Source organism: Undibacterium sp. GW821-FHT11H02 (assembly GCF_058808015.1).
This window is the reverse complement of the sequence record NZ_JBXARG010000047.1, coordinates 1-1286: the sequence shown is the minus strand read 5'-3', so window position 1 is coordinate 1286 and position 1286 is coordinate 1. Positions and strand designations below refer to the sequence as shown.

Sequence of the window (1286 nt, the reverse complement as noted above, 5' to 3'; positions counted from 1 at the left end):
ACGGTGACGGTGAAGCTCGCTACACCGGCTGGAACGATGAGATTACCACCAACTAAAGTCACGCCATTGCTGAACGTGGCGGTGCTGTTGTAGTCAAGACCCGCTGTGGCTGTGCCACCACCCAAGTTATAGGCGTAGGTGGAAGCGACCGTGGTGGTCGCAGACAGGGAGACCGTGTAGACCAGATCATTGCCTTCGACCACATTGTCACCGGCGATGCCAGGGGCACCCGGTTCGACCGTGGTGATACTTGGTTGATCATCATCCAAGATGCCGCCATTACCGGTGACACCACCGATGACCAGGGGTAAAGATTCGGGAGAAGCGGAATCAACGATGGCATCGTTAATCGTGCCTACCGTAACCGTGAAGCTATTCACACCGGCTGGAACAATCAAATTACCACCAACTAAAGTGACGCCATTGCTGAACGTGGCGGTGCTGTTGTAATCAAGACCAGCTGTGGCTGTACCACCGCCTAAGTTGTAGGCGTAGGTGGAAGCAACGGTCGTGGTGGCAGACAGGGAGACCGTGTAGACCAAGTCATTGCCTTCGACCACGTTGTCACCGGCGATGCCAGGGGCACCCGGTTCGACCGTGGTGATCGTTGGTTGATCATCATCCAAGATGCCGCCGTTGCCGGTGACACCACCGATGACCAGGGGTAAAGATTCGGGCGAAGCGGAATCGACGATGGCATCGTTAATCGTGCCTACCGTAACCGTGAAGCTATTCACACCGGCTGGAACAATCAAATTACCACCAACTAAAGTCACGCCATTGCTGAACGTCGCAGTGCTGTTGTAATCAAGACCCGCTGTGGCTGTGCCACCGCCTAAGTTGTAGGCATAAGTCGAAGCGACGGTCGTCGTAGCGCTTAAGCTGACGGTGTAGACCAAATCATTGCCTTCGACCACATTGTCACCGGCGATGCCAGGGGCACCCGGTTCGACCGTGGTGATTGTTGGTTGATCATCATCCAAGATGCCGCCATTGCCGGTGACACCACCGATCACCAAAGGTAAAGATTCGGGCGAAGCGGAATCGACGATGGCATCGTTGATCGTGCCTACCGTGACCGTGAAGCTATTCACACCCGCTGGAACGATGAGATTACCACCGACTAAAGTCACGCCATTGCTGAACGTCGCAGTGCTGTTGTAATCAAGACCCGCTGTGGCTGTGCCACCGCCTAAACTGTAGGCATAAGTGGAAGCGACGGTCGTCGTAGCGCTTAAGCTGACGGTGTAGACCAAGTCATTGCCTTCGACCACGTTGTCACCGGC

General features: G+C 55.2%; 1 protein-coding gene. It reads right to left on the bottom strand.

What is annotated here, in order from left to right; genetic code table 11:
• A partial coding sequence (locus tag AC1RR2_RS20875) for a beta strand repeat-containing protein (protein WP_493224215.1) occupies positions 1-1286 on the bottom strand: 1286 nt, incomplete at both ends.